Source organism: Enterobacter sp. 301B, assembly GCF_003850715.1.
GTDB classification, from domain to species: Bacteria; Pseudomonadota; Gammaproteobacteria; order Enterobacterales; family Enterobacteriaceae; genus Enterobacter; species Enterobacter intestinihominis.
Genome location: NZ_PQTC01000016.1, coordinates 83,213 through 107,117, shown reverse-complemented (window position 1 = coordinate 107,117; position 23,905 = coordinate 83,213). Strand labels below are relative to the sequence as shown.

Sequence of the window (23,905 nt, the reverse complement as noted above, 5' to 3'; positions counted from 1 at the left end):
TGAAGGAACGTTGAAGACGACGACGTTGATAGGTCGGGTGTGTAAGCGCAGCGATGCGTTGAGCTAACCGATACTAATGAACCGTGAGGCTTAACCTTACAACGCCGAAGCTGTTTTGGCGAAGAGAGACAGACACGATTTTCAGCCTGATACAGATTAACAGAATTTGCCTGGCGGCTGTAGCGCGGTGGTCCCACCTGACCCCATGCCGAACTCAGAAGTGAAACGCCGTAGCGCCGATGGTAGTGTGGGGTCTCCCCATGTGAGAGTAGGGAACTGCCAGGCATCAATCAGAAAGAACCCCGTACCGGAAGGTGCGGGGTTTTTTGCTTTTGTTTTTCTCCCTCTCCCAGTGGGAGAGGGCCGGGGTGAGGGCATCAAACCGCACCATCCCCTCCTTGAAACTTTCTCACCTTTCGCTTGCAGACTCGACATTAAGCCCGTTTCTGGGTATCGTTGGCTGTCTGGATGTCTAAACGTTTATACGTATGCTGTGAGGATTTAAGGTTATGCCGATTCGGGTGCAGGACGAGCTACCAGCCGTCAATTTCTTGCGTGAAGAGAATGTCTTCGTCATGACGGCTTCGCGTGCGACAGGTCAGGAAATTCGCCCGCTGAAGGTGCTTATTCTCAATCTGATGCCAAAAAAGATCGAAACGGAGAACCAGTTCCTGCGTTTGCTCTCCAACTCTCCGCTTCAGGTTGATATCCAGCTGCTGCGCATTGACGCCCGTGAGTCACGCAACACGCCTGCTGAGCATCTGAATAACTTCTACTGTAATTTTGAAGATATTCGCGATGAGAATTTCGATGGACTGATCGTCACCGGCGCACCGCTGGGTCTGGTGGAATTTAATGACGTTGCCTACTGGCCACAGATCAGGCAGGTGCTGGAGTGGGCAAAAGATCACGTCACGTCCACCTTATTTGTCTGTTGGGCGGTACAGGCCGCATTGAATATCCTGTATGGTATTCCCAAGCAAACCCGCAGCGACAAACTTTCTGGCGTATACGAACACCACATTCTTCACCCGCATGCGCTGCTGACGCGTGGTTTCGATGACACTTTCCTGGCTCCGCATTCTCGCTACGCCGATTTTCCGGCACAGCTGATCCGCGATTACACCGACCTGGAAATCCTGGCCGAAACGGAAGACGGCGATGCCTACCTGTTCGCCAGTAAAGACAAACGCATCGCGTTCGTTACCGGCCATCCTGAGTACGATCCGCATACCCTCGCGTCAGAGTATTTTCGTGACGTTGAAGCGGGTCTGAATCCGGATGTCCCGTACAACTATTTCCCGAAAAACGATCCGCAAAACACGCCTCGGGCAACCTGGCGTAGTCACGGAAATCTGCTGTTCACTAACTGGCTCAACTATTACGTCTACCAGATTACGCCGTACGATCTGCGCCACATGAATCCGACGCTGGAGTAATCGTCTGCATTAAACGATCCTAAAGCGTTTCAGCTATTCACATCAGGCACCTTCGGGTGCCTTTTTTATTTCCGAAAACCAACTCAACATCGTGAAAAACTTTAATCCCATATTAATCATACAGTTGTGATTGGATATGAATTAAAATGGAAATTGTTTTTGATTTTGGAAAAATTATAGATAGTCTTAATTCTGCTGAGCGAAAACTACACAACGATCTTTCGCTCGCATCGGGGGCGTGATTTTGGATCTTTGATGAGGAGCAGAACGATGACTCAACAGGCAACAACGGTCGATGAACTGACCTTTACCCAGCCGAATGGTGAGCAAGAACAGCAAGTTTTGACGGCAGAAGCGGTAGAGTTTCTGACTGAACTGGTGACTCGCTTTACGCCACAGCGTAATAAACTGCTGGCGGCACGCATTCATCAACAGCAGGAGATCGATAACGGCAAGTTGCCAGGGTTTATTTCGGAAACCGCTTCCATTCGTCATGGTGAATGGAAAATTCGCGGAATCCCTGAAGATTTACAGGATCGTCGCGTAGAGATCACCGGCCCGGTAGAGCGCAAAATGGTGATTAACGCCATGAATGCCAACGTCAAAGTATTTATGGCGGACTTCGAAGATTCCCTCGCGCCGGACTGGCAGAAAGTTATCGACGGGCAGATCAACCTGCGCGACGCCGTCAACGGCACCATCAGCTATACCAACGAAGCCGGTAAAATTTACCAGCTCAAACCGAATCCGGCGGTGCTGATCTGCCGCGTACGCGGTCTGCATTTGCCTGAAAAACACGTCACCTGGCGCGGAGAAGCCATTCCGGGCAGCCTGTTCGACTTTGCGCTGTACTTCTTCCACAACCATAAAAACCTGCTGGCGAAAGGCAGCGGCCCCTATTTCTATCTGCCGAAAACCCAGTCCTGGCAGGAAGCGGCGTGGTGGAGTGAAGTCTTCAGCTACGCAGAAGACCGCTTCAGCCTGCCGCGCGGCACCATTAAGGCTACGCTGCTGATTGAAACCCTGCCAGCCGTATTCCAGATGCATGAGATCCTCCATGCGCTGCGTGACCATATTGTGGGCCTGAACTGCGGCCGCTGGGATTACATCTTCAGCTACATCAAAACCCTGAAAAACCATGCCGACCGGGTATTGCCGGATCGTCAGGTTGTCACCATGGATAAACCGTTCCTCAGCGCCTACTCGCGCCTGCTGATTAAGACCTGCCACAAACGCGGCGCCTTTGCGATGGGCGGCATGGCGGCGTTTATCCCGAGCAAAGACGCAGAGCGTAACAACCAGGTGCTCAACAAGGTGAAAGCCGATAAAGAGCTGGAAGCCCGTAACGGCCACGACGGGACGTGGATTGCCCACCCCGGTCTGGCCGACACGGCGATGGAGGTCTTCAACCGCGTACTCGGCGACAACAAAAACCAGCTGTTTGTCACCCGTGAAGACGATGCGCCAATCGCAGAAGAACAGTTGCTTGCGCCGTGTGCGGGCGAGCGTACGGAAGAGGGCATGCGCGCCAATATTCGCGTCGCCGTGCAGTACATCGAGGCATGGATCTCCGGCAACGGCTGCGTGCCGATCTACGGTCTGATGGAAGATGCCGCCACGGCGGAAATTTCACGTACCTCCATCTGGCAGTGGATCCATCATCAAAAAACGCTCAGCAACGGCAAACCGGTCACCAAAGCCCTGTTCCGTCAGATGCTGGCCGAAGAGATGCGGGTCATCCAGGACGAACTGGGCGAGCACCGCTTCAGCAGCGGGCGTTTTAATGACGCTGCGCGCCTGATGGAGCAAATCACCACCTCTGATGACTTAATCGACTTCCTGACCCTGCCGGGCTACCGCTTCCTGGCGTAATTCACCACATAACAATATGGAGCATCTGCACATGAAAACCCGTACCCAACAGATCGAAGAGTTACAAAAAGAGTGGACCCAACCGCGCTGGGAAGGCATTCGCCGTCCGTACAGCGCAGAGGAAGTGGTGAAGTTACGCGGCTCGGTTAACCCGGAGTGTACGCTGGCGCAGAACGGCGCGGCGAAAATGTGGGATCTGCTGCACGGGGGGTCTAAAAAAGGTTATATCAACAGCCTCGGCGCACTGACTGGCGGTCAGGCATTGCAGCAGGCGAAGGCCGGCATTGAAGCTATCTATCTTTCCGGCTGGCAGGTCGCGGCGGATGCTAACCTGGCCTCCAGCATGTATCCGGATCAATCTCTTTATCCGGCGAACTCGGTGCCGTCAGTGGTAGATCGGATCAACAATACCTTCCGCCGTGCGGATCAGATCCAGTGGGCGGCGGGCATTGAGCCCCACGATCCGCGCTTTACTGATTATTTCCTGCCGATCGTCGCCGATGCGGAAGCCGGTTTCGGCGGCGTGCTGAACGCCTTTGAGCTGATGAAATCGATGATTGAGGCCGGTGCAGCGGCCGTACACTTTGAAGATCAGCTGGCGTCGGTGAAGAAGTGTGGGCATATGGGCGGGAAAGTGCTGGTGCCAACTCAGGAAGCGATCCAGAAGCTGGTTGCCGCGCGTCTGGCTGCTGACGTGCTCGGCGTGCCGACGCTGGTCATTGCTCGTACCGATGCGGACGCAGCGGACCTGATCACCTCTGACTGCGACCCGTACGACAGCGAATTCATCACCGGCGAACGCACCAGCGAAGGGTTCTATCGCACGCATGCCGGTATTGAACAGGCGATCAGCCGCGGCCTGGCGTATGCCCCTTACGCCGACCTGGTCTGGTGTGAAACCTCCACGCCGGATCTGGCGCTGGCGAAGCGCTTTGCCGATGCGATTCATGCGAAATATCCGGGCAAGCTGCTGGCCTATAACTGTTCACCGTCCTTCAACTGGCAAAAAAATCTGGACGACACGACCATCGCCAGCTTCCAGCAGCAGCTGTCGGATATGGGCTACAAGTACCAGTTCATCACCCTGGCGGGTATCCACAGCATGTGGTTCAACATGTTCGACCTGGCGCATGCCTACGCACAGGGCGAAGGCATGAAGCACTATGTTGAGAAGGTACAGCAGCCAGAATTTGCGGCGGGCAAAGAGGGTTACACCTTCGTTTCGCACCAGCAGGAGGTGGGAACCGGCTATTTCGATAATGTGACCACGATTATTCAGGGCGGGACTTCCTCCGTCACGGCATTAACGGGCTCAACGGAAGAAGCACAGTTCTGATCTTTCCCCCTCTCCCCCTCGGGGAGAGGGTTGGGGTGAGGGGAATATATGTCGCGTGGTCTGGAATTACTGATAGCCCAAACTATTTTGCAGGGCTTCGATGCCCAGTATGGCCGCTTTCTGGAAGTTACCTCTGGCGCGCAACAGCGTTTTGAGCACGCCGACTGGCATGCGGTTCAGCAGGCCATGAAGCAGCGTATCCATCTTTATGATCACCACGTAGGTCTGGTGGTGGAACAACTGCGCTGTATCACCGACGGTAAAAGCCCGGATGCGGAATTTTTACTGCGCGTGAAAGAGCATTACACCCATCTGTTACCCGACTACCCGCGCTTCGAGATTGCGGAGAGCTTTTTCAACTCCGTCTATTGCCGGTTATTTGACCACCGCTCATTATCTCCTGAGCGGTTATTTATCTTCAGCTCCCAGCCCGAGCGACGCTTCCGTACCATTCCGCGTCCGCTGGCGAAAGATTTCTTTCCCGATCGCGGCTGGGAAAAGCTCCTGCACCGCGTCTTAACGGATTTGCCGCTGCGCCTGCCGTGGCAGAATAAACCCCGGGATATCGGCTATATCCACGCGTATCTCAGTGAAACCTTCGGTGAGGCGGTGCTCAGCCGCAGCCATTTGCAGGTTGCCAACGAGCTTTTCTACCGCAATAAGGCCGCCTGGCTGGTGGGCAAACTGGTTACGCCGACAGCCATCGTGCCGTTTCTGCTGCCCATTCACCGTACCGACGACGGCGAACTGTTTGTCGATACCTGCCTGACTACCAGCGCTGAGGCGAGTATCGTATTTGGCTTCGCCCGCTCCTATTTCATGGTCTACGCCCCGCTGCCCGCCGCCCTGGTGGAGTGGCTGCGCGAGATCCTGCCGGGCAAAACCACCGCCGAGCTGTATATGGCGATTGGCTGTCAGAAGCATGCCAAAACGGAGAGTTATCGGGAATACCTGCGTTATGTCACCACGGCTGATGAGCAGTTTATCGAAGCGCCGGGTATCCGCGGCATGGTGATGCTGGTCTTCACGCTGCCGGGCTTTGATCGGGTGTTTAAGGTGATTAAGGATAAATTCGCCCCGCAGAAAGAGATGACCGCATTCCACGTCCGTGCCTGCTATCAGCTGGTAAAAGAGCACGATCGCGTCGGGCGAATGGCCGATACCCAGGAGTTTGAAAACTTTGTGCTGGATAAGCAGCAGGTCGATCCGGCGCTAATGACGCTGCTCATGCAGGAAGCGCCGACGAAAATTACCGATCTTGGCGATAAGATTGCGATCAGCCATCTCTACATTGAGCGCCGTATGGTGCCGCTAAATATCTGGCTGGAACAGTCAGAGGGCCAGGCTTTACGTGATGCCATCGAAGAGTACGGCAACGCCATCCGCCAGCTCGCCGCTGCCAATATTTTCCCCGGGGATATGCTGTTTAAAAACTTCGGCGTCACCCGTCACGGGCGGGTGGTGTTCTACGATTACGATGAAATTTGCTACATGACCGAGGTGAACTTCCGCGATATCCCGCCGCCGCGCTACCCGGAAGATGAACTGTCCAGCGAGCCGTGGTACAGCGTCTCGCCGGGCGATGTGTTTCCGGAGGAGTTTCGCCACTGGCTGTGTGCGGACCCACGCATCGGGCCGTTATTTGAAGAGATGCATGCCGATCTGTTCCGCGCCAGCTACTGGCGCGGGCTGCAAACGCGGATTAAAAACGGGCACGTGGAAGATGTCTACGCTTACCGCCGCAAGCAGCGGTTTTGCATCCGCTTTTCTCCCTCTCCCGCAGGGTAAGGGCATCATGTTTTCTCCCTCTCCCTGTGGGCTGAGGGATCCCCAGTAATTTTTTTATGCAGAAGCAATAAAGTTGCTTTCTAAATGACTGAGGGCTGTCAGCGATGCCCTGGTCCGGCTGTAAATCGCTGAGGCGTTTCCTGCAGGCCGGGGCGAGGCGCAGGGATGCGCCGAGAGGGCGGCTTTACAGGGACGTTGCCTCCGCCCGTACCCGATAAGCCGGAAGGAATAAGCCGAGGGCACCGCGAAGCGGCGATTTACCGCCGGGAGCCCGGGTCGCCAGGGTGGTGGCGACTGAGCCACCCTGGCACGTTCACCGGTCATGTCGTTACAGAGTAGCAAGGAACATAAAGTGAACGGAATGACCACCACCGCCGTATGTTCCCCTCACCCTAACCCTCTCCCCGGAGGGGCGAGGGGATTGCTCAGTGCTCGCATTAATTTGTGGGCAACCCTCAGCCCTGTGGGAGAGGGCCGGGGTGAGGGCACCAGACCGCCCTCAATCCTAGCGAATCCCACCATACGCCAGCGTCACCTCTTTCGCGGCCTTAATCACCAGCGCACCCAGCTCGGTGACGCGGTCGTCGGTCATACGTGAAATCGGCCCGGAGATGGAGATGGCGGCAAACGGCTCGCGGTGTTCGTCGAAAATACAGGACGCGAGGCAGCGCAGCCCGAGGGCATGTTCTTCGTCATCAAACGAATAGCCGCGCTTGCGGGTCAGAGCCAGATCTTCTTTCAGATGCACCGGCGACACCAGGGTGGCGTGTGTGTAGGCGTGCAGACCTTTACGGTGCAGCAGACCCGTCACCTGCTCTTCGCTAAGCTGCGAGAGAAACGCTTTCCCTGCGCCAGAGGCATGCATCGGCAGCTTGCCGCCAATCGGTGCGGACATGCGCATCAGCTGCGTACACTGCACCTGGTCGATGATAATCGCCTGATGATCGCTCTGATCCAGCACGGCCAGGTTTACCGTCTCGCCGGACTCCTCCATCAGCTTGCGCAGAATCGGGTGGACAATCGCCAGCAGGTTGCGGCTTTGCAGGAAGCTGCTGCCGACAATAAACGCATGTGCGCCCACCGCCCAGTGTCCCAGCTCGCCCACCTGACGCACGAAGCCCAGCTGCTGCATGGTGGTCAGCAGACGGTGCGTGGTGGAGTTCGGCAGGCCAGCCTGCTGCGCCAGCTCTGTCAGGGCCACGCTACCATGCGATTCGGCTATCCATTCCAGCAGCTTCAGGCCGCGCGTCAGGGATTGAACCTGTCCGCCAGGTTGTGCAGCGGTGGTTGCAGCAGCTTTTCTGCCGCGTTTAGCGGGAACGGTCGTAACCATGACGAACTCCTTTTTCTGTATCGTGGAAATCATTTTCGTTTTATTTGGTGGTTTTGCAACCGCTTTCCTGACTGATCGGAGGAGTGATAGTGAACATGTCTCATGTTACCGCTGTGTGACTTTTCGACCCTTAGAGATTATGCCAGTATGGAACGCAGCCTTTTGGCCATGTTGAACGTTGTCGGGAGCAAGTGTGAGCAGCAAAGTAGAGCAACTGCGTGCGCAGTTAAATGAACGAATTCTGGTGCTGGACGGCGGCATGGGCACCATGATCCAGGGCTATCGTCTGAGTGAAGACGATTTCCGTGGAGAGCGCTTTGCCGACTGGCCTTGTGACCTGAAAGGAAACAATGACCTGCTGGTGTTGAGCAAACCCTCTGTCATCAGGGATATCCACAACGCCTACTTCGAAGCGGGTGCGGATATTGTAGAAACCAACACCTTCAACTCGACAACCATCGCCATGGCGGATTACCAGATGGAATCCCTGTCGGCGGAGATCAACTTTGAAGCGGCGAAACTCGCCCGCGCCTGCGCCGACGAGTGGACGGCCCGCACGCCGGACAAGCCGCGCTATGTTGCCGGGGTGCTGGGCCCGACCAACCGCACCGCGTCGATTTCTCCGGACGTGAACGATCCAGCCTTCCGCAATATCACCTTTGACCAACTGGTGGCCGCGTATCGTGAGTCCACTAAAGCGCTGGTGGAAGGCGGTTCCGACCTGATCCTGATTGAAACCGTATTCGACACTCTCAACGCCAAAGCCGCAATTTACGCGGTGAAAGAGGAGTTCGAGGCGCTGGGCGTTGACCTGCCGATCATGATTTCCGGCACCATCACCGATGCCTCGGGGCGCACGCTTTCCGGCCAGACAACCGAAGCGTTTTATAACTCTCTGCGCCATGCCGAAGCGCTCTCCTTCGGCCTGAACTGCGCGCTGGGGCCGGACGAGCTGCGCCAGTACGTGCAGGAGCTTTCGCGCATCGCAGAGTGCTACGTCACCGCCCACCCGAACGCCGGTCTGCCGAACGCGTTCGGTGAGTATGATCTGGATGCCGATACCATGGCGGCGCAAATCCGCGAGTGGGCCGAATCTGGCTTCCTCAACATCGTCGGCGGCTGCTGCGGCACCACGCCAGAGCACATCGCCGCCATGAGCCGCGCCGTCGCCGGGCTTGCACCGCGCAAGCTACCCGAGCTTCCGGTAGCCTGCCGTCTGTCCGGCCTTGAGCCGTTGACCATCGGCGACGACAGCCTGTTTGTGAACGTGGGTGAACGTACCAACGTCACCGGTTCTGCGAAGTTCAAGCGCCTGATCAAAGAAGAGAAGTACAGCGAAGCGCTGGACGTTGCTCGCCAGCAGGTAGAAAGCGGGGCGCAGATCATCGATATCAACATGGACGAGGGGATGCTCGACGCCGAAGCGGCGATGGTGCGTTTCCTCAACCTGATTGCCGGTGAGCCGGATATCGCCCGCGTGCCGATCATGATTGACTCCTCCAAATGGGACGTCATCGAAAAGGGGCTGAAGTGCATTCAGGGCAAAGGCATCGTTAACTCCATCTCAATGAAAGAGGGCGTCGATACCTTTATCCACCACGCGAAGCTGGTGCGTCGCTACGGGGCCGCCGTGGTGGTGATGGCCTTCGATGAAGTGGGCCAGGCCGATACCCGCGAGCGCAAAATTGAGATTTGCCGCCGCGCGTACAAAATTCTGACCGAAGAGGTGGGCTTCCCGCCGGAAGACATTATTTTCGACCCGAACATCTTTGCTGTCGCAACCGGCATTGAAGAGCACAACAACTACGCCCAGGACTTTATCGGCGCGTGTGAAGACATCAAACGCGAGCTACCGCATGCGCTAATTTCCGGCGGCGTGTCGAACGTCTCGTTCTCGTTCCGCGGCAACGACCCGGTGCGTGAGGCCATCCACGCCGTGTTCCTCTACTATGCCATCCGCAACGGGATGGACATGGGGATCGTTAACGCCGGACAGCTGGCGATTTACGACGACCTGCCCGCAGAACTACGCGACGCAGTAGAAGATGTAATCCTCAACCGTCGCGACGACGCCACCGAACGCATGCTGGATCTGGCGGAAAAATACCGCGGCAGTAAAGCTGACGAATCAGCCAACGTTCAGCAGGCCGAATGGCGTTCCTGGGATGTGAGAAAGCGTCTGGAATACTCGCTGGTAAAAGGCATTACTGAGTTCATTGAGCAGGATACCGAGGAAGCGCGTCAGCAGGCAGCCCGTCCGATTGAAGTGATCGAAGGGCCGCTGATGGACGGCATGAACGTGGTCGGCGATCTGTTCGGCGAGGGCAAAATGTTCCTGCCGCAGGTGGTGAAATCCGCCCGTGTCATGAAGCAGGCCGTGGCTTATCTTGAGCCGTTTATCGAAGCCAGCAAAGAGAAGGGCTCCAGTAACGGTAAGATGGTCATTGCCACCGTGAAGGGCGATGTGCACGACATTGGCAAAAACATTGTCGGCGTGGTACTGCAATGCAATAACTACGAAATTATCGATCTTGGCGTGATGGTCCCGGCGGATAAAATCCTCAGGACCGCTCGCGAAGTGAATGCGGATCTGATTGGTCTTTCCGGGCTGATTACGCCGTCGCTGGACGAAATGGTCAACGTGGCAAAAGAGATGGAGCGCCAGGGCTTCACTATTCCACTGCTGATTGGCGGGGCAACCACCTCGAAAGCCCACACCGCAGTGAAAATCGAGCAGAACTACAGTGGGCCGACGGTGTATGTCCAAAACGCCTCGCGCACCGTGGGCGTGGTCTCCGCGCTGCTGTCTGACACCCAGCGCGATGACTTTGTCGCCCGCACCCGCAAAGAGTATGAAACCGTCCGCATTCAGCATGGACGTAAGAAACCGCGCACGCCGCCGGTTTCGCTTCAGGCGGCACGCGATAACGATCTGGCGTTCGACTGGTCCAGCTATACGCCGCCGGTCGCGCACCGTCTGGGCGTGCAGGACGTGACGGCCAGCATCGAAACGCTGCGTAACTACATCGACTGGACGCCGTTCTTCATGACCTGGTCGCTGGCGGGCAAATATCCGCGCATTCTTGAAGATGAGGTAGTAGGCGAAGAGGCGAAACGCCTTTTTAAAGATGCCAACGATATGCTCGACAGACTGAGCGCAGAGAAAGCCCTCAACCCGCGCGGCGTGGTGGGGCTGTTCCCGGCGAACCGTGTGGGTGACGACATAGAAATCTACCGCGATGAAACCCGCACCCATGTGCTGGCCGTGAGCCACCATCTGCGCCAGCAAACCGAGAAAGTGGGCTTTGCCAACTACTGCCTGGCGGATTTCGTCGCGCCGAAACTCTCCGGTAAAGCCGACTATATCGGCGCCTTTGCCGTAACCGGTGGTCTGGAAGAAGACGCGCTGGCGGACGCGTACGACGCACAGCACGATGATTACAACAAAATCATGGTGAAAGCGATTGCCGATCGCCTGGCGGAAGCCTTTGCCGAGTATCTGCACGAGCGCGTACGTAAGGTGCACTGGGGCTACGCCGCGAATGAGAATCTCAGCAACGAGGAGCTGATCCGCGAAAACTACCAGGGCATTCGTCCGGCGCCGGGATATCCGGCCTGCCCGGAACACACCGAGAAGGGCACTATCTGGAAACTGCTCGACGTGGAAGCGCATACCGGCATGAAACTTACCGAGTCGTTCGCCATGTGGCCGGGCGCGTCCGTTTCCGGCTGGTATTTCAGCCACCCGGACAGCAAGTACTTCGCCGTGGCACAGCTTCAGCGGGATCAGATTGAAGACTACGCCCTGCGAAAAGGCATGAGCGTGTCAGAGGTGGAACGCTGGCTGGCGCCGAATTTAGGCTACGACGCAGACTAACGTCACTTTTCCTTACAACAAACAGGGCACCGCTATGGTGCCTTGTCTCTTTCTTACGTTTAAACCCTTATACTGAACCTAAGGAAAATGAATAACGATAAGGAGGAAAACCCACTGTGTTGACATTGTTACACCTGCTCTCCGCAGTCGCACTGCTGGTATGGGGCACCCATATCGTTCGTACCGGCGTGATGCGCGTGTTTGGCGCACGTTTACGTACCGTTCTCAGCGGCAGCGTTGAGAAGAAGCCGCTCGCCTTCTGTGCGGGTATTGGCGTCACGGCGCTGGTGCAAAGCAGCAACGCCACCACCATGCTCGTCACCTCGTTCGTGGCGCAGGATCTGGTGGCGCTCGCCCCGGCGCTGGTGATTGTCCTTGGCGCCGACGTCGGTACCGCGCTGATGGCACGTATCCTGACCTTCGATCTCTCCTGGCTGTCGCCGCTGCTGATTTTTATTGGCGTCATTTTCTTCCTCGGCCGTAAGCAAAGCCGTGCCGGGCAGCTTGGCCGCGTCGGTATTGGCCTCGGGCTGATCCTGCTGGCGCTGGAGCTGATTGTGCAGGCTGTCACGCCGATCACCCAGGCCAACGGTGTGCAGGTCATTTTCGCCTCGTTAACCGGCGATATTATGCTGGATGCGCTGATCGGCGCGGTGTTTGCCATTGTCAGCTACTCCAGCCTGGCAGCGGTCCTCCTGACGGCGACCTTAACCGCTGCGGGCGCGATCTCTTTCCCGGTGGCGCTATGCCTGGTCATCGGTGCGAATCTTGGCTCTGGCCTGCTGGCGATGCTCAACAACAGCGCAGCCAATGCTGCCGCCCGCCGGGTGGCACTGGGGAGTTTGCTCTTCAAGCTGGTGGGTAGCCTGATCATTCTGCCGTTTGTGCACCCGCTGGCGAACCTGATGGACAACCTCTCTCTGCCGAAAGCGGAGCTGGTGATCTACTTCCACGTCTTCTACAACCTGGTACGCTGTCTGGCGATGGTGCCGTTTGCCGCGCCGATGGCCCGCTTCTGCGAGCGGCTAATTCGTGATGAACCGGAGCTGGACGCGCGCCTTAAACCGAAGCATCTGGACACCTCGGTGCTGGACACGCCCGCGCTGGCCATCGCGAATGCCGCCCGCGAAACGCTGCGCATGGGTGACGCGATGGAAACCATGCTGGAAGGGTTGCAAAAGGTGATGCACGGCGAGCCGCGCGAAGAAAAAGAGCTGCGCAGGCTGGCGGACGATATCAACGTGCTGTATACCGCCATCAAGCTCTATCTGGCGCGGATCCCGCAGGACGAGCTGGCGGAAGAGGAGTCGCGCCGCTGGGCGGAAATCATTGAGATGTCGCTTAACCTGGAGCAGGCTTCGGATATTGTCGAGCGTATGGGCAGTGAAATCGCAGACAAATCCCTGGCCGCACGTCGGGCGTTTTCTGTTGAAGGGCTGAAAGAACTGGAAGCGCTGCACGAACAGCTGGTCAGCAACCTGAAGCTGGCGATGTCGGTCTTCTTCTCCAGCGACGTGCCGAGCGCGCGCCGCCTGCGCCGCAACAAGCACCGTTTCCGCATCCTCAACCGGCGCTACTCGCACGCCCACGTTGAGCGTCTGCACCAGCAGAACGTGCAGAGTATCGAAACCAGCTCGCTCCACCTGGGGCTGCTGGGAGATATGAAACGTCTCAACTCGTTGTTCTGCGCGGTGGCGTACAGCGTGATGGAGCAGCCGGATGAAGATGATGAGCGGGATGAGTATTAATCTCTGAAAGCGCCTCGCAAAACGGTTTTGTGAGGCGTGACTCCCCATAAAGAGCAATTTATTCTTCAACCCTTACATTTTTAAGGGAATAGGAGATGCTCAATTATTACGCTACACTTCGCCAGTTCATGCGCATTCCAATGGGGGTTCTCATGCGCGGTGCTAATAGCATTAAAAAATCAGTGAATGTTTCCCTGTCGCCGGACATTCTTGAAGAGGCGCGAAGGCTTAAACTTAACCTTTCTGCCGTGCTAACGGCGGCTTTGCAGGAGCAATTTCGTGAACATCGGCGCGCAGAGTGGCTTGAAGAAAATAAAGCTTCTATGGACGCCATTAACCAGTGGGTTGATGAAAACGGCTCCTTTAGTGACTTTCAGAGGTCGTTCTGATGAAGCATGTACTGGTCGCTCCCGCCGTTGAGATCGCGGGAAAACCCTGCGTGGTGATGATGTACATGATGGCAGGCATATCGCTAAAAGAGTTAGGTGAACGCGTTGCCGATCTTACTAACAGCAGTGCTTCATTGCGGGATGCACTCGATTTTCTGATCAGCGGTTACTAGGACTTTTTTGTCAGGCGCAAGGTAAGGTATATTTCGCCCTTCACAGGAGAAACTATGCTGCCAACTCAATCAACCCGATTAAACAAATACATTAGCGAGAGCGGGATCTGCTCACGTCGCGAGGCTGACCGTTACATTGAACAGGGTAACGTGTTTCTTAACGGCAAACGCGCCACCATTGGTGATCAAGTGGTACCTGGCGATGTGGTGAAAGTGAATGGTCAGGTCATCGAACCGCGTGATGCCGAAGACCTAGTGTTTATCGCGTTGAACAAACCGGTTGGGATTGTCAGCACCACGGAAGATGGCGAGCGGGACAACATTGTTGATTTCGTGAACCACAGCAGCCGCATTTTCCCGATTGGCCGTCTGGATAAAGACTCTCAGGGGCTGATTTTCCTCACCAACCACGGCGATCTGGTCAACAAAATTCTGCGTGCCGGTAACGACCACGAGAAAGAGTACATCGTGACGGTGAACAAGCCGGTGACGGACGAGTTTATCCGCGGAATGGGCGCTGGCGTGCCGATTCTGGGCACCGTGACGAAGAAGTGTAAAGTCAAAAAAGAAGCACCGTTCGCGTTCCGCATCACGCTGGTTCAGGGCCTGAACCGCCAGATCCGCCGCATGTGCGAGTACTTCGGTTATGAAGTGACGAAGCTGGAACGCACGCGCATCATGAACGTCAGCCTGTCTGGCATCCCGCTGGGCGAGTGGCGTGACTTAACGGATGACGAGCTGATCGAGCTGTTCAAACTTATCGAGAACTCCTCGTCCGAAGCGAAGCCGAAAGCTAAAGCCAAACCGAAAACGCAGGCGATTAAGCGTCCGGTGGTGAAGGCACCGCAGGCGGAAGAGAAAGGGCGAGGCAAGCCGGGCAACGGAAAACGCTTTACCCAGCCGGGGCGCAAAAAGAAAGGGCGCTGATTAGCGCCTTCCACGGGTTGATGTGCTGGCGGACCAGGAAAAAGTCGCCTCTGCGTCGGGTTTATACGCCAGCTCTTTTTTCAGCTTGCGGGCTTTTTTCGCCGCGGCATCACGTTGCGCCATCAGCTTATCGATGTACTCTTTTTTAACCTGATTGGTTTCGGCGTTCGTCAGCGTGCGGCCATGCGCGATGCGGGCGCGGTCGAGAAGCGTTTTAAGTTCGCGCTGCTCGGCTTCGGTCATGTCTTTCTGGGTCAAACGTGGTGTAGCCATTGCTGAAGCCTCCTGATGGGGAGGCTTCAGTGTAAAGCAAGCCGGCTCAATTAACCCTGTTTCACCGCATCTTTTTTCGGTTGGTCATCAATCGGCTTACCGGACCAGTACCCTGCTAACAGCGAACCGGACAGGTTGTGCCAGACGGAGAACAGCGCTCCCGGTAGCGCCGCCAGCGGTGAGAAGTAAATTTTACCCAGCGCCGCCGCCAGGCCAGAGTTCTGCATCCCCACTTCGATCGCCAGCGTGCGGCAGGTGGATTCGTCGAAACCAAACAGCTTTCCACCCCAGTATCCGCCCAGCAGACCAATGGTGTTATGCAGCACAACCGCGACGATCACTACAAAGCCCACCGAAGCAATGTGCGATGCGGAACCGGCTACCACGGCGCTGATAATGGCAAGAATGCAGCCCATCGAAAACGCGGGCAGATACGGCTCAACCGCTTTCACCACCCGCGGGAAGAGATGGTGGATCACCAGTCCCAGCGCAATCGGGATTACCACGATTTGCAGAATGCTGAGCAGCATGCCCATCACATCCACCTGGATATGCGCGTCCACGTACAGGCGGGTTAACAGCGGCGTGGCAATCACGCCCACCAGCGTGGAAACGGAAGAGATAGTGACTGAGAGCGCCACATCGCCTTTCGCCAGATAGATCATGACGTTAGATGCCGTGCCGCTGGCGACGCTCCCCACCAGCACCATCCCGGCGGAAAGGTCGGGCGGCATCTTAAAGGCCATCGCCAGCAGCCAGGCCGCGAGCGGCATCACCAGGTAGTGCAGGAAAATCCCTGCGGCAACCGGTGCCGGGCGAGACAGCACGCGTTTGAAATCGTCAATTTTTAGATGCACGCCCATGCCGAACATAATCAGCATCAGTAGCGTGGTGACCCACGGACCAATGCCCGTGAACATGGTGGGAGTGTAATACGCGAGTACGGAGAGCAGCAGCGCCCATAACGGGAACAGCCGGGTGATAGCGGAGAGCATAGTGAATTCCTTGCAGTATTGTCGTGTTGTTTTGTTATAAAAAAGCCGGGTCTGTGCCCGGCTTATGGATAATGTTTATCGTGCTAACGAATTTTATTCAAACAAATTCTGATGAAGTTTCTGCACAACCTGCTCGGCCTGATCGGCAGGGACCAGGAAGCAGAGGTTGTAGCTGGACGCGCCGTAGCAAATCATGCGGATGCTGAACGGGTCGAGCACGCCGAACACCTCTTTGCCCACGCCGCACGCGCGCGACAGCTTATTACCGATGATGGCAACCAGCGCCAGATCTTCTTCCACCTCCACGCGGCACAGCTCGGAAAGCTCAATCAGCAGCGACTGCGTCAGCAGGGTGTCGCCGGTAGAGGTGGAGCCGGTGGTGTCGAGCGTCAGCGCAATGCTGACTTCTGACGTGGTGATCAGGTCCACGGAGATATTGTGGCGCGCCAGGATGCCAAACACTTCCGCCAGGAATCCGCGGGAGTGCAGCATATTATGGCTGTGCAGGGTAACCAGCGTCTGCTTACGACGCAGGGCCAGCGCGCGGAACAGCGGCGGGTTCTCGGTTTTCTTGCAGACCAGCGTCCCGCCCGCCTTTGGATCTTTACTGGAGCCAACGAAGACCGGAATGTCGCTGCGCACGGCGGGCAGCAGCGTGGCCGGATGCAGCACTTTCGCGCCGAAGGTGGCCATTTCAGCCGCTTCTTCAAAGGCGATCACGTCAATGCGTTTTGCCGCAGAGACCACGCGCGGGTCGGTGGTGTAAATGCCCGGCACGTCCGTCCAGATATCCACGCGGGTGGCATGCAGGGCTTCACCCAGCAGGGCGGCGGTATAGTCGCTGCCGCCACGGCCCAGCGTGGTTGTGCGCCCTTTGGCTTCGCTGCCGATAAAGCCCTGGGTGATCACTATGCCTTCATCCAGACGCGGGGCAAGCTGCTGGTTAGTGAGCTCTGCCAAAGCTTCAACGTCCGGCTCGGCGCGGCCAAAGCGGTCGCTGGTGCGCATTACTTTACGCACGTCGAACCACTGCGCCTGAATATTGCGCTCGCGCATGATCTCAACGAACAGCAGGGTGGACATCAGTTCGCCGTGGCTGACCAGTTCATCGGTTAGGGCGGTAGAGGTTGCCAGTGAAGCGGCTTCTGCCAGGGTAGTGATATTTTCCAGCAGGCGTTCCACTTCCTCACGAATGACGTTCGGGTTTTGCAGACGCTCAAGGATGTCGAACTGAATTTTGCGCAGTGCATCCAGCTTCACGAAACGCTCGGTCGCTTCCAGTCCTTCAGACAAAGAAACCAGCAGGTTCGTCACGCCGGCTGAGGCGGAGAGCACCACCAGGCGGGTATTCGGATCGGCCAGCACCACATCGGCGCTGCGGTTCATGGCAGCGTAGTCTGCCACACTGGTGCCGCCAAACTTGGCGACCACAAAACTCGTCATAACAACCTCGTGTCAGGGAATGAATAGAGCGACCTTGGCACAAGAATGAAGCGAGAACAGGTGCAGGCGCAAAATACGGCCCTATAAATAAAATGCGGGGGAGGTCCTGTCAATGCTGGGATTATGCGGATTTTTCATGGGGGGGTACCCCTCAGAAACAGGACTTATAACAGGCCCATATTTTATGCTCCTTTTTACCCCTTTTTGACCAACATTTCGCCACGCCGGAAGGGCGCGACAGCAGCTATACTTTTCGGGTCTTTTCACCTGCGTTTGATGCAGACCAGGGCAATGGCATAAAAACCATCACAATTTTTATTTGCAGGCGCTACAATCGACCGCAGTCACAATTCTCAAATCAGAAGAGTATTGCTATGAAAAACATCAACCCAACGCAGACCGCTGCATGGCAGGCACTACAGAAACATTTTGATGAAATGAAAGACGTCACTATCGCGGATCTGTTCGCGAAAGATGCCGATCGTTTCAGCAAGTTTTCCGCCACCTTCGATGACCTGATGCTGGTGGATTTCTCCAAGAACCGTATCACCGAAGAGACGCTGGCGAAGCTGCAAGATCTGGCGAAAGAGACTGAGCTGGCAGATGCCATCAAATCCATGTTCTCCGGTGAGAAGATCAACCGCACCGAAGACCGTGCCGTGCTGCACGTGGCGCTGCGCAACCGTAGCAATACTCCAATTATCGTTGACGGCAAAGATGTGATGCCGGAAGTGAACGCGGTGCTGGAAAAGATGAAAACCTTCTCTGAAGCGATCATCTCAGGTCAGTGGAAAGGCTACACCGGCAAAGCGATCACCGACGTCGTAAACATCGGTATCGGCGGCTCTGACCTCGGCCCGTTCATGGTGACCGAGGCGCTGCGCCCGTACAAAAACCATCTCAACATGCACTTCGTGTCCAACGTCGATGGGACTCACATCGCTGAAGTGCTGAAAAAGGTGAACCCGGAAACCACGCTGTTCCTGGTGGCGTCTAAAACCTTCACCACTCAGGAAACCATGACCAACGCCCACAGCGCGCGCGACTGGTTCCTGAAAACCGCGGGCGACGAAAAGCACGTGGCGAAACACTTCGCGGCGCTGTCCACCAACGGTAAAGCGGTGGGTGAGTTCGGTATTGATACTGCGAACATGTTTGAATTCTGGGACTGGGTGGGTGGCCGCTACTCACTGTGGTCTGCGATCGGTCTGTCCATCATCCTGTCCGTCGGCTTCGACAACTTCGTTGAGCTGCTCTCCGGCGCGCACGCGATGGACAAACACTTCTCCACCACCGCGCCTGAGAAAAACCTGCCGGTGCTGCTGGCGCTGATCGGGATCTGGTACAACAACTTCTTCGGCGCTGAAACCGAAGCGATTCTGCCGTACGACCAGTATATGCACCGCTTTGCGGCCTACTTCCAGCAGGGCAACATGGAATCCAACGGCAAGTACGTTGACCGTAACGGTAACGCGGTGGATTATCAGACTGGCCCAATCATCTGGGGCGAGCCGGGCACCAACGGTCAGCACGCGTTCTACCAGCTGATCCATCAGGGCACCAAAATGGTACCGTGCGATTTCATCGCCCCGGCGATTACGCACAACCCGCTTTCCGACCACCATCCGAAGCTGCTGTCTAACTTCTTCGCCCAGACCGAAGCGCTGGCGTTCGGTAAATCCCGCGAGGTGGTTGAGCAGGAGTACCGTGACCAGGGTAAAGATCCGGCTACGCTGGAACACGTTGTGCCGTTCAAAGTGTTCGAAGGCAACCGTCCAACTAACTCCATTCTGCTGCGTGAAATTACGCCGTTCAGCCTGGGCGCGCTGATTGCCCTCTACGAGCACAAGATCTTCACTCAGGGCGCTATTCTGAACATCTTCACCTTTGACCAGTGGGGCGTTGAGCTGGGCAAACAGCTGGCAAACCGCATTCTGCCAGAGCTGGGTGACGATAAAGCAATCGATAGCCACGACAGCTCCACCAATGGTCTGATTAACCGTTATAAAGCATGGCGTGCGTAATAAATATGTCATGAACAATGCCGGCGATATGCCGGCATTTTTTTATCGGATAATTCCTGATGTCTGTTAGATATCTCAAATTCTGAATCTGAGTTTAATCCGAAAAACACGGTTACCCCGTTAATTGCTGAGGGTTATTTTAAGAAAATACGGAGTGATACTTTAATGGGGTTATATTATAACTGTTTGATAATGAATGGTTATCTATTTCAATAATTCTTTTTTCTTTTCATTTTTAACCATTAGTCTGAAAACCTCATCCCTATTTACCCCCACGGTAAACCCACTGCTTTAGTTGTGTATACTCGAATCCGCCTGAATTTCTTTTCGGGCAAATCTCCATTCATTCATTGAAGGGAAATTGTTATGAAGAAAGTACTGTATGGCATTTTTGTCATATCTGCGCTTGCGGCGACGTCTGTCTATGCAGCTCCGGTCCAGGTCGGGGAAGCAGCAGGGTCGGCAGCGACGTCTGCGTCTGCGGGGAGTTCTACCGCAGCCAGCACCAGCGCCGTAAGTTCAGCCGTGGGTGTCGCGCTGGCGGCAACCGGTGGCGGTGATGGCTCCAATACCGGAACCACGACCACTACGACGACCAGCACCCAGTAATACCGGGTGTTTTAATCATAACCACACTTCGGTGTGGTTATTTCGCCCCTTCGGAGAAGAGTCGTGAAGCGACCTGCAATCATCCTGATTTGCCTGCTGTTGCAGGCGTGCTCAGCTACCACCAAAGGGCTGGGCCACTCACTGTGGGACAGCATGTTCGGCACGCCGGGCGTGCATCTGACCGATGACGAACTTCAGAACATGCCGTATGCCAGCCAGTACATGCAGCTAAACGATGGTCCGCAACTGTTTGTGGTGCTCGCTTTCGATGAAAACGGGCAGCAGAAATGGGTGACTCAGGATCAGGCCACCATCGTGACTCAGCATTCCCGAATCGTGAAAACGTTGCTCGGCGGCGACAACCTGCTTGAGGTAAACAACCTGGCTGAAGATCCGCTCATCAAGCCGAATCAGATCGTCGATGGCGCAAGCTGGACGCGCACAATGGGCTGGACCGAGCACAAACAGGTGCGCTACGCCACGGCCCGCTCCACCTTCCGCTGGGATGGTACGGACAGCGTCAAAGTGGGCAGCGACGAAACGCAGGTGCGCGTGCTGGATGAAGAGGTGACAACCGATCAGGCCACCTGGCATAACCGCTTCTGGGTGGACGAAGAGGGGCAAATCCGCCAGTCCTTACAGTATCTCGGTGCCGGTTTCTTCCCGGTGAAGACCACCCTGATCAAGGCGGCGAAATCATGAAAATGTTCATTCACGTTGCGCTTCTCGCCAGCCTGGCCTCGCCGCTGGCGTGGTCTGCGGGAACGGTACAGGTCTACACCCCGGACAGCGAAAAACCTAAAACCTTAACCAATGCCGGGCATCTGCTCGATCTGGTGGGGCAGCCGAGGCTGGCGAAAAGCTGGTGGACCGGGGCGGTTATCAGCGAGCGTCAGGCGACGATTGTAGCGGAACAAAAACATCAGGGGCTGCTCGCCCGACTGAGCGGGCTGGCACAACAGGAAGATGCTGACGATGCCGCGGCCATTACTAGCCTGCGTCAGCAGCTTCAGGCGGTTAAGGTGACGGGTCGCCAGAAGGTGAATCTCGATCCGGATGAGGTGCGCGTCGCCGAAAACGGCAATCCGTCGCTGGAAGGGGACTATACCCTGTGGCTGCCAGCTCAGCCTTCCACCGTCACCGTGATGGGGCTTATCAGCAGCCCTGGCAAAAAGCCGTTTACGCCGGGCCGGGACGTCGTGAGCTATCTCGACGAGCAAAGCTTGCTCAGCGGTGCGGATAACAGCTATGCCTGGGTGGTCTATCCGGACGGGCATACGCAGAAAGCGCCGGTGGCTTACTGGAATAAACGCCATATCGAACCTATGCCAGGCAGCATCATTTTTGTCGGTTTTGCCGACCATTTCTGGACGAAAGCGTATGACGGGCTTAATGCCGATATCCTTCGCTCCCTGATACAGCGGATACCGGAATAATGAAAAAAACCTATCTCTACAGCATGCTTGCACTGTGCGTGAGTGCCGCCTGTCATGCAGAAACGTATCCGGCACCCATCGGCCCGTCGCAGTCCGATTTTGGCGGCGTGGGCTTACTGCAAACCCCGACCGCGCGTATGGCCCGCGAGGGGGAAATCAGCCTTAACTATCGCGATAACGATCAGTACCGTTACTACTCTGCGTCCGTGCAGCTGTTCCCCTGGCTGGAGACCACGCTGCGCTACACCGACGTGCGTACAAAACAGTACAGCAGCGTGGACGCCTTCTCCGGCGATCAGACCTATAAAGACAAAGCCTTCGACGTGAAGCTGCGCCTGTGGGAAGAGAGCTACTGGATGCCGCAGGTCTCCGTCGGGGCGAAAGACATTGGCGGGACCGGCCTGTTTGATGCGGAATACATCGTTGCCAGCAAAGCCTGGGGACCGTTTGATTTCTCGCTGGGTCTTGGCTGGGGCTACCTCGGCACCAGCGGCAACGTAACCAACCCGTTCTGTACCTACAGCGACAAATACTGCTACCGCGATAACAGCTATAAAAAAGCGGGTTCCATCAACGGCGACCAGATGTTCCACGGCCCGGCCTCGCTGTTTGGAGGCGTAGAGTATCAAACGCCATGGCAGCCGCTGCGCCTGAAGCTGGAGTACGAAGGCAATAACTACAGCGAAGATTTTGCCGGCAAGATTGAGCAGAAGAGCAAGTTTAACGTCGGCGCCATTTACCGCGTCACCGACTGGGCCGACGTTAACCTCAGCTATGAGCGCGGTAATACCCTGATGTTTGGCTTTACGCTGCGCACCAACTTTAACGACATGCGGCCGCGCTACAATGATAACCCGCGGCCCAAATACCAGCCGGAGCCGCAGGATGCGATCATTCAGCACTCCGTGGTAGCGAACCAGCTGACGCTGCTGAAATATAACGCAGGCCTGGCGGATCCGAAGATCCAGACCAAAGGCGATACGCTGTACGTCACCGGCGAGCAGGTAAAATACCGCGACTCCCGCGAAGGGATCGAGCGCGCCAACCGGATCGTCATGAACGATCTGCCGGAGGGGATCCGCACGATCCGCGTGACGGAGAACCGTCTCAACCTGCCGCAGGTCACCACTGAAACCGATGTTGCCAGCCTTAAGCGTCATCTTGAAGGCGAACCGCTGGGACATGAAACCGAGCTGGTGCAAAAACGCGTTGAGCCGGTGGTGCCAGAGAGCACCGAGCAGGGCTGGTATATCGATAAATCCCGCTTCGATTTCCATATCGATCCGGTGCTGAACCAGTCCGTGGGTGGGCCGGAAAACTTCTACATGTATCAGCTGGGCGCGATGGCGACGGCGGATCTGTGGGTGACCGACCACCTGTTGACCACCGGTAGTCTGTTCGGCAACCTTGCCAACAACTACGACAAATTTAACTACACCAACCCGCCGAACGATTCAAAACTGCCGCGCGTGCGTACCCGCGTTCGCGAATATGTGCAGAACGATATCTACGTGAATAACCTGCAGGCCAACTACTTCCAGTACTTCGGTAACGGCTTCTACGGCCAGGTTTACGGTGGCTATCTGGAAACCATGTTCGGCGGCGCGGGGGCGGAGGTGCTTTATCGTCCCGTCGACAGCAACTGGGCGTTTGGGATTGATGCCAACTACGTGAAACAGCGTGACTGGCGCAGCGCGCAGGACATGATGAAGTTCACCGACTACAGCGTCAAAACCGGCCACCTGACCGCCTACTGGACGCCGTCGTTCGCACAGGATGTGCTGGTGAAAGCCAGCGTCGGGCAGTACCTGGCGGGCGATAAGGGCGGCACGCTGGATATCTCCAAACACTTCGACAGCGGCGTAGTGGTAGGCGGTTATGCCACCATCACCAACGTTTCGCCAGACGAGTACGGGGAAGGGGACTTCACCAAAGGGGTGTACGTGTCGATTCCGCTGGATCTGTTCTCGTCAGGCCCAACCCGCAGCCGTGCGGCAGTGGGCTGGACGCCGCTGACGCGCGACGGCGGTCAGCAGCTTGGACGTAAGTTCCAGCTGTATGATATGACCAGCGATAAGAACATTAACTTCCGCTGATGCTTGTTTGCCCGGTGGCGCTGCGCTTACCGGGCCTACAAGAATATTTTTGTAGGCCGGGCAAACGCAGTGCCGCCCGGCAAGAATGTTCATGTGGACAAAACATAAACAAAAAATATAGATCCCCGTCACATTTTTGCGTTATAC

18 protein-coding genes and 2 rRNA genes are annotated in these 23,905 nt (G+C 56.3%); 16 read left to right on the top strand and 4 right to left on the bottom strand.

Annotation, left to right across the window (positions count from 1 at the left end; translation table 11 throughout):
• The 6 genes from C3451_RS17550 to aceK form a co-directional block, all read left to right on the top strand.
• Nucleotides 1-98 (top strand): 23S ribosomal RNA (locus C3451_RS17550); the annotation flags it as partial.
• A gap of 71 nt (nucleotides 99-169) precedes the next feature.
• Nucleotides 170-285: ribosomal RNA gene (gene rrf, locus C3451_RS17545) — 5S ribosomal RNA — on the top strand.
• Between the two features lie 224 nt (nucleotides 286-509).
• Complete coding sequence (gene metA, locus C3451_RS17540; RefSeq protein ID WP_022646716.1) at nucleotides 510-1,439, top strand: homoserine O-succinyltransferase; 930 nt, start codon at nucleotides 510-512, stop codon at nucleotides 1,437-1,439.
• A gap of 270 nt (nucleotides 1,440-1,709) precedes the next feature.
• Nucleotides 1,710-3,311, top strand: a complete 1,602-nt coding sequence (aceB, locus tag C3451_RS17535) for a malate synthase A (protein ID WP_023299079.1) — start codon at nucleotides 1,710-1,712, stop codon at nucleotides 3,309-3,311.
• Nucleotides 3,312-3,342: 31 nt separating this feature from the next.
• Nucleotides 3,343-4,647, top strand: coding sequence for an isocitrate lyase (gene aceA / locus C3451_RS17530; RefSeq protein WP_023299080.1), 1,305 nt, complete (start codon nucleotides 3,343-3,345; stop codon nucleotides 4,645-4,647).
• A 48-nt stretch (nucleotides 4,648-4,695) separates the two neighbouring features.
• Entirely contained in the window at nucleotides 4,696-6,435 is a 1,740-nt protein-coding gene (gene aceK / locus C3451_RS17525) for a bifunctional isocitrate dehydrogenase kinase/phosphatase (protein WP_045622437.1), read from the top strand.
• A gap of 505 nt (nucleotides 6,436-6,940) precedes the next feature.
• On the opposite strand, the gene iclR is transcribed toward aceK, so the two are convergent.
• The gene (gene iclR / locus C3451_RS17520; protein WP_074142973.1) at nucleotides 6,941-7,768 is read right to left on the bottom strand and encodes a glyoxylate bypass operon transcriptional repressor IclR; all 828 of its coding nucleotides are present in this window, start codon (nucleotides 7,766-7,768) and stop codon (nucleotides 6,941-6,943) included.
• A 193-nt stretch (nucleotides 7,769-7,961) separates the two neighbouring features.
• Here iclR and metH point away from each other — a divergent pair, with 193 nt between their 5' ends.
• From metH to rluF, 5 genes are all read left to right on the top strand, one after another.
• The gene (gene metH, locus C3451_RS17515; RefSeq protein WP_022646721.1) at nucleotides 7,962-11,645 is read left to right on the top strand and encodes a methionine synthase; all 3,684 of its coding nucleotides are present in this window, start codon (nucleotides 7,962-7,964) and stop codon (nucleotides 11,643-11,645) included.
• A gap of 116 nt (nucleotides 11,646-11,761) precedes the next feature.
• On the top strand, nucleotides 11,762-13,393 hold the full coding sequence (locus C3451_RS17510) for a Na/Pi cotransporter family protein (protein WP_022646722.1): 1,632 nt from the start codon (nucleotides 11,762-11,764) through the stop codon (nucleotides 13,391-13,393).
• 95 nt (nucleotides 13,394-13,488) lie between these two features.
• Nucleotides 13,489-13,782, top strand: coding sequence for a type II toxin-antitoxin system CcdA family antitoxin (locus C3451_RS17505; protein WP_045620920.1), 294 nt, complete (start codon nucleotides 13,489-13,491; stop codon nucleotides 13,780-13,782).
• Nucleotides 13,782-13,955, top strand: a complete 174-nt coding sequence (locus tag C3451_RS17500; RefSeq protein ID WP_080339265.1) for a CcdB family protein — start codon at nucleotides 13,782-13,784, stop codon at nucleotides 13,953-13,955. Before C3451_RS17505 ends, C3451_RS17500 begins: the two co-directional genes overlap by 1 nt.
• 54 nt (nucleotides 13,956-14,009) lie before the next feature.
• The gene (gene rluF, locus C3451_RS17495; protein WP_022646725.1) at nucleotides 14,010-14,882 is read left to right on the top strand and encodes a 23S rRNA pseudouridine(2604) synthase RluF; all 873 of its coding nucleotides are present in this window, start codon (nucleotides 14,010-14,012) and stop codon (nucleotides 14,880-14,882) included.
• Here rluF and C3451_RS17490 read toward each other — a convergent pair whose 3' ends face one another.
• The 3 genes from C3451_RS17490 to lysC all read right to left on the bottom strand — a co-directional run bounded on the left by C3451_RS17490 (nucleotide 14,883) and on the right by lysC (nucleotide 17,593).
• The gene (locus C3451_RS17490) at nucleotides 14,883-15,155 is read right to left on the bottom strand and encodes a DUF3811 domain-containing protein (RefSeq protein WP_045620921.1); all 273 of its coding nucleotides are present in this window, start codon (nucleotides 15,153-15,155) and stop codon (nucleotides 14,883-14,885) included.
• A gap of 50 nt (nucleotides 15,156-15,205) precedes the next feature.
• Nucleotides 15,206-16,150, bottom strand: a complete 945-nt coding sequence (gene panS, locus C3451_RS17485) for a ketopantoate/pantoate/pantothenate transporter PanS (protein WP_045620922.1) — start codon at nucleotides 16,148-16,150, stop codon at nucleotides 15,206-15,208.
• 93 nt (nucleotides 16,151-16,243) lie between these two features.
• A complete protein-coding gene (lysC, locus tag C3451_RS17480) occupies nucleotides 16,244-17,593 on the bottom strand; it encodes a lysine-sensitive aspartokinase 3 (protein ID WP_022646727.1) in 1,350 nt (449 codons plus the stop codon).
• A 374-nt stretch (nucleotides 17,594-17,967) separates the two neighbouring features.
• On the opposite strand from lysC, the gene pgi reads away from it, so the two are divergent.
• The 5 genes from pgi to C3451_RS17455 all read left to right on the top strand — a co-directional run bounded on the left by pgi (nucleotide 17,968) and on the right by C3451_RS17455 (nucleotide 23,758).
• Entirely contained in the window at nucleotides 17,968-19,617 is a 1,650-nt protein-coding gene (gene pgi, locus C3451_RS17475) for a glucose-6-phosphate isomerase (RefSeq protein ID WP_022646728.1), read from the top strand.
• A 366-nt stretch (nucleotides 19,618-19,983) separates the two neighbouring features.
• Nucleotides 19,984-20,226, top strand: coding sequence for an exopolysaccharide production protein YjbE (gene yjbE / locus C3451_RS17470; protein ID WP_045620923.1), 243 nt, complete (start codon nucleotides 19,984-19,986; stop codon nucleotides 20,224-20,226).
• A 63-nt stretch (nucleotides 20,227-20,289) separates the two neighbouring features.
• Nucleotides 20,290-20,928 (top strand): YjbF family lipoprotein, encoded by a 639-nt coding sequence (locus C3451_RS17465; RefSeq protein ID WP_003860339.1) that lies wholly within the window; start codon nucleotides 20,290-20,292, stop codon nucleotides 20,926-20,928.
• Complete coding sequence (locus C3451_RS17460) at nucleotides 20,925-21,662, top strand: capsule biosynthesis GfcC D2 domain-containing protein (protein WP_063139318.1); 738 nt, start codon at nucleotides 20,925-20,927, stop codon at nucleotides 21,660-21,662. Before C3451_RS17465 ends, C3451_RS17460 begins: the two co-directional genes overlap by 4 nt.
• Nucleotides 21,662-23,758, top strand: a complete 2,097-nt coding sequence (locus C3451_RS17455) for a YjbH domain-containing protein (RefSeq protein WP_023299084.1) — start codon at nucleotides 21,662-21,664, stop codon at nucleotides 23,756-23,758. The genes C3451_RS17460 and C3451_RS17455 overlap by 1 nt, the downstream gene beginning before the upstream one ends.
• The last annotated feature ends 147 nt before the right edge of the window (nucleotides 23,759-23,905 follow it).

What these genes read in the sequence shown, in the direction of transcription:
- metA (WP_022646716.1), top strand. Translation starts at nt 510, where the DNA reads ATGCCGATTCGGGTGCAGGACGAGCTACCAGCCGTCAATTTCTTGCGT.
- pgi (WP_022646728.1), top strand. Translation starts at nt 17,968, where the DNA reads ATGAAAAACATCAACCCAACGCAGACCGCTGCATGGCAGGCACTACAG.
- aceB (WP_023299079.1), top strand. Translation starts at nt 1,710, where the DNA reads ATGACTCAACAGGCAACAACGGTCGATGAACTGACCTTTACCCAGCCG.
- C3451_RS17490 (WP_045620921.1), bottom strand. Translation starts at nt 15,155, where the DNA reads ATGGCTACACCACGTTTGACCCAGAAAGACATGACCGAAGCCGAGCAG.
- yjbE (WP_045620923.1), top strand. Translation starts at nt 19,984, where the DNA reads ATGAAGAAAGTACTGTATGGCATTTTTGTCATATCTGCGCTTGCGGCG.
- rluF (WP_022646725.1), top strand. Translation starts at nt 14,010, where the DNA reads ATGCTGCCAACTCAATCAACCCGATTAAACAAATACATTAGCGAGAGC.
- panS (WP_045620922.1), bottom strand. Translation starts at nt 16,150, where the DNA reads ATGCTCTCCGCTATCACCCGGCTGTTCCCGTTATGGGCGCTGCTGCTC.
- lysC (WP_022646727.1), bottom strand. Translation starts at nt 17,593, where the DNA reads ATGACGAGTTTTGTGGTCGCCAAGTTTGGCGGCACCAGTGTGGCAGAC.
- C3451_RS17505 (WP_045620920.1), top strand. Translation starts at nt 13,489, where the DNA reads ATGCTCAATTATTACGCTACACTTCGCCAGTTCATGCGCATTCCAATG.
- iclR (WP_074142973.1), bottom strand. Translation starts at nt 7,768, where the DNA reads ATGGTTACGACCGTTCCCGCTAAACGCGGCAGAAAAGCTGCTGCAACC.
- C3451_RS17500 (WP_080339265.1), top strand. Translation starts at nt 13,782, where the DNA reads ATGAAGCATGTACTGGTCGCTCCCGCCGTTGAGATCGCGGGAAAACCC.
- C3451_RS17460 (WP_063139318.1), top strand. Translation starts at nt 20,925, where the DNA reads ATGAAAATGTTCATTCACGTTGCGCTTCTCGCCAGCCTGGCCTCGCCG.
- aceK (WP_045622437.1), top strand. Translation starts at nt 4,696, where the DNA reads ATGTCGCGTGGTCTGGAATTACTGATAGCCCAAACTATTTTGCAGGGC.
- aceA (WP_023299080.1), top strand. Translation starts at nt 3,343, where the DNA reads ATGAAAACCCGTACCCAACAGATCGAAGAGTTACAAAAAGAGTGGACC.
- C3451_RS17455 (WP_023299084.1), top strand. Translation starts at nt 21,662, where the DNA reads ATGAAAAAAACCTATCTCTACAGCATGCTTGCACTGTGCGTGAGTGCC.